The 3,470-nt window shown below is 76.8% G+C and carries 3 protein-coding genes and 1 pseudogene; all 4 read right to left on the reverse strand.

The window, feature by feature from the left end; genetic code table 11:
• Positions 1-98: 98 nt before the first annotated feature.
• Positions 99-899: a thioesterase family protein gene (locus ACTUAL_RS09180; protein WP_096497238.1), complete on the reverse strand. Its 801-nt coding sequence runs from the start codon at positions 897-899 to the stop codon at positions 99-101.
• 35 nt (positions 900-934) lie between these two features.
• Positions 935-1,795 carry a proline dehydrogenase gene (locus ACTUAL_RS09185; protein ID WP_440899949.1) on the reverse strand — a complete coding sequence of 287 codons (861 nt, stop codon included), beginning with the start codon at positions 1,793-1,795 and terminating at the stop codon, positions 935-937.
• A 10-nt stretch (positions 1,796-1,805) separates the two neighbouring features.
• Entirely contained in the window at positions 1,806-2,639 is an 834-nt protein-coding gene (locus tag ACTUAL_RS09190) for a sugar phosphate isomerase/epimerase family protein (protein WP_440899950.1), read from the reverse strand.
• Positions 2,636-3,470, reverse strand: a pseudogene (locus ACTUAL_RS09195) (hypothetical protein); the annotation flags it as partial. The gene ACTUAL_RS09190 and the pseudogene ACTUAL_RS09195, both read right to left, overlap by 4 nt.

The raw sequence follows: 3,470 nt of genomic DNA on the forward strand, positions 1-3,470 counted from the left end.
CGCTGCGCTCGCCCTGCAGCCCGCGAGGCGGTCAGCTTGTGGACGGTCCCGGGGGCGGTTGGGCTGGCGAGGGCTCGGGCTGGAGGCTGGTGGCGGGGTCAGGCGGGGGGTGGGGTGAGTGCCAGTTTGCGGGACTGGAGGACCAGCTTGCCTGCGGCGTCGACGACCACCACGTCCTCGTCGTACCACTGGCCGTGCACGGCTCTGCAGGTCACCTGGAGGCGCAGCCAGCCGCCTGCGGCGGGCGCGGAGCGGACCAGGGCGGTGAGTTGCACGGCGGGGGACCAGCCCCGCCTGCCCAGGTTGACCGTCACCGGCACCGGGACGTCGCCGGTGACCAGGGCGAAGTACGGGTCCGGCTGCTCGCCCAGCGGGCGGGCCCACAGGCGCAGCAGGAGCGGGCCCGCCGCCCTGCCGCGCAGGAAGCCCGCGCTGACCGGGTCCAGGCGCAGCTCGCACGCACCCGCCAGGCGCAGGCCGCCCTCGGGGGCCAGCGCCGACACGTCCACGGCGTCCTGCGGGGGCGACGCGGCCAGGTCCGGCAGGTCCGCGTACTCCACCGACGTGGGCGGGGCGCCCACCGTCACGGCGGCCTCCACGCAGGTCTGGCCGCGCTGCTCCAGCGCGCACGTCACCACCGCCGCCGCCCGGCCCGCCCTGCGGACCGAGGTGCGGATCAGGACCGGGCCCACCTCGGCGGCCCGCAGGAACTGGGCGGAGACCGCCAGTGGGGCGGGCTGGGTGTTCGGCGCGGTCGCGGCGTGGGCGGCTGCGCGGGCCAGCACGGCCAGCAGGAAGCCGCCGTGCGGGGACTGGCCGGTGGTCCACTCCGCGGGCAGCGCCGCGGTGTAGGTGCCGTCGCCCAGCGGGCGGACGGCGCTGGCCTGGGAGAACGGCACGGTGCTCCTCGGGGTGGGCGCGGGGCCCCTGGGGCTCACGCGCGGCCGACCAGGCCGCGCAGCAGGAGCGCGACGTCGGCCGGGCGCTCGACCACCCGGTCGAGGCGGTCGGCCCACGCCGGGCCGTACGGGGCGCGCACGCGCACCACGTCGCCCGCCGCCGCCAACCGGTCCCGCTCCGCCGTGCGCACGCCCAGCGGCAGTTGCAGCTCGTACTCGCCGGGCTCCCGGCCGAACCAGCGGGCGCGCTCGCCCGCGATCTCCAGCAGCCTCGGGTCGTGCGTGGCGAACACCGGGTTGCCGTCCGCCTCCAGCAGGGCGTTGAGGCAGCGGACGTAGGCCAGGTCCGCGGCGTGCGGGTCGGTGCGGGCCACCGAGCCGGGCTCGCGCGGGCCGCCCCGGTCCAGCCGGACGCGGCTGCCCGCGAGCGCCGCGCAGTCGTCCTCGGTGCGCAGCAGCGCGGCCCGCAGGGCGACGGCGGTGCCCGGCCACTCGCGGCGCACCTCGCCGAGGACGCGCAGGAGGGCGTCGACGTCCCCGTGGTCGTCGGCCTCCAGGGTGACGGTGGTGCCGCACTGGGCGGCTGCGGCGGCGAGCCGGGAGGCGTTGTCCAGGGCCAGGCGCTCGTCCACGAGCAGGCCGACGGCGCTGAGCGGCACGGCCACGTCGGTGTCGCAGGCCAGGCCGGTGGCGTGCAGCAGGTCGAGCAGCTCCAGGTCGGCCTGGACGGCGGACTCGGCGGACTCCCGGTCGGCCGAGGGGCCCGCGCAGCGCACCAGGGTCACCCGGAAGCCCAGGTCGACCAGCGAGGTCGCGGTGGCGACGGCGTCGGAGCCGGTCAGGCCGGCCGCGAACCTGCGCGCGGCGGACGGGAGCAGCGCGCGGGGCGGTTTCACGATCAAGAGGTTAGCGCCACTCCAGGTGCAGGCGCGCGAAGAGCAGCGCCTCGTTCAGCATCTCGGTGCGCTCGGCGGTGCTGCGGGCCTTGCGGGTGTTCACCTCCAGCACCACCTGCCCGGCGAACCCGCCGCTGGCCAGGCCCTCGCACAGCTGCGCGCACGGCTGGTTGCCCCGGCCGGGCACCATGTGCTCGTCCTTGGAGGCCCCGCTGCCGTCCGCCAGGTGCACGTGGGTCAGACCGTCGCGCATCCGCTTGGCCAGCTCCAGCGCGTCCATCTGCGCGGCGGCCGTGTGGGACAGGTCGAGCGTGTAGTGCCGGTGCCCGACGTCGGTCGGGTCGATCGAGGGCTTGAACGCCGTCATGGCCACCGACCGGCCGCGGCCGAGGCCGCTGCGCACCGGGAACATGTTCTCCACGGCGATCGCGATGCCGGTCTGGTCCTCCAGCTCGGCCACCAGCGCCGGGAACACCTCGGCGTAGCGGCGCTGCCAGATGAACGGCGGGTGCAGCACCACGGTCGGCGCGCCCAGCTCGGTGGCCGCGCGCACGCTGCGCCGCAACCGCTCCACCGGGTCGGACGACCACACCCGCTGGCTGATCAGCAGGCACGGGGCGTGCACGGCCAGCACGGGGACGCCGCTGCGCTCCACCAGCCTGCCGAGCGCGGCCACGTCCTGGCTGACCGGGTCGGCCCAGACCATGACCTCGACCCCGTCGTAGCCCAGCTCGGCCGCCGACTCGAAGGCCGAGGCGGCGGGCTGGGGCCACACCGATGCGGTGGAGAGCCCGACCGGGATCTTCCTGGCCGGGACCTCCCTGGCCGGGGGCCTCCCGCTCACGACTTCACCAGCAGCATCGCCGCGGGGGACACCGTGACGATCAGGCCGACCAGGACCGCGAGGACCGTGGTGCCCAGGTCGTCGGCGCGGCGGATGCGGCGCACCAGCAGCACGAGGCCGACCGTGACGGCCAGCGCGACGACGAGCGCGGCGGGCGCGAGGGTGCGCCACAGGAAGCTGAACCCGAGCCACAGCGCCGCGCCGCCGACCACGCCGACGGCGAGCTGGCCGATCATGACCAGCCACTCCTTGGCGGGCGAGCGCGGGGCCTCGTCCTCGTCCAGCTCGTCCACGTCGGACAGCCCCGCGGGGCCGTCGGACGCGGCCTTGCGCGCCTTCTTGGCCTTCTTGGGCCTCGGCTCGTCCTCGGGGTCGGCGAGGGCCTCGTCGTCCTCGTCCACGAACTCGTGGAACTCGGTGCCCTGCTGGAGCTGCGCGTCCCCGCCCTGCGGGGGCTTGGGCGCGCCGGGCGGGGTGTCCGAGTCGAGCGCGTCGCCGAACCAGTCCTCGGAGGTCTGGTCGGGCAGCGGCTCGGGCATCCGCGTCGGCGCGGGCGGCACGATCAGCACCGACTCGGTCGGCATCGACTCCAGCGGCACGTTCGGCACCAGCTGGTCGGGGACCCTCGGCAGGATCTCGGTGACCGCCTCGCGCGGCGGCGCGCCCGGCCGTCCGGGGGCGGGCGGCCTGACGGCCGGGTTCAGCCGGTCGACGGGCCGCTCGGGCGCCTCGACGCCCTGCATGTCCAGCTGGGTCGCCTCGGCCGACGCCGCGGGGACGCCGCCGAGCCGGTCGGCCACGGGGCGCTCCAGCGCGGTGCGCTCGGCGGCG

The sequence above is a fragment of the Actinosynnema sp. genome (assembly GCF_052038725.1).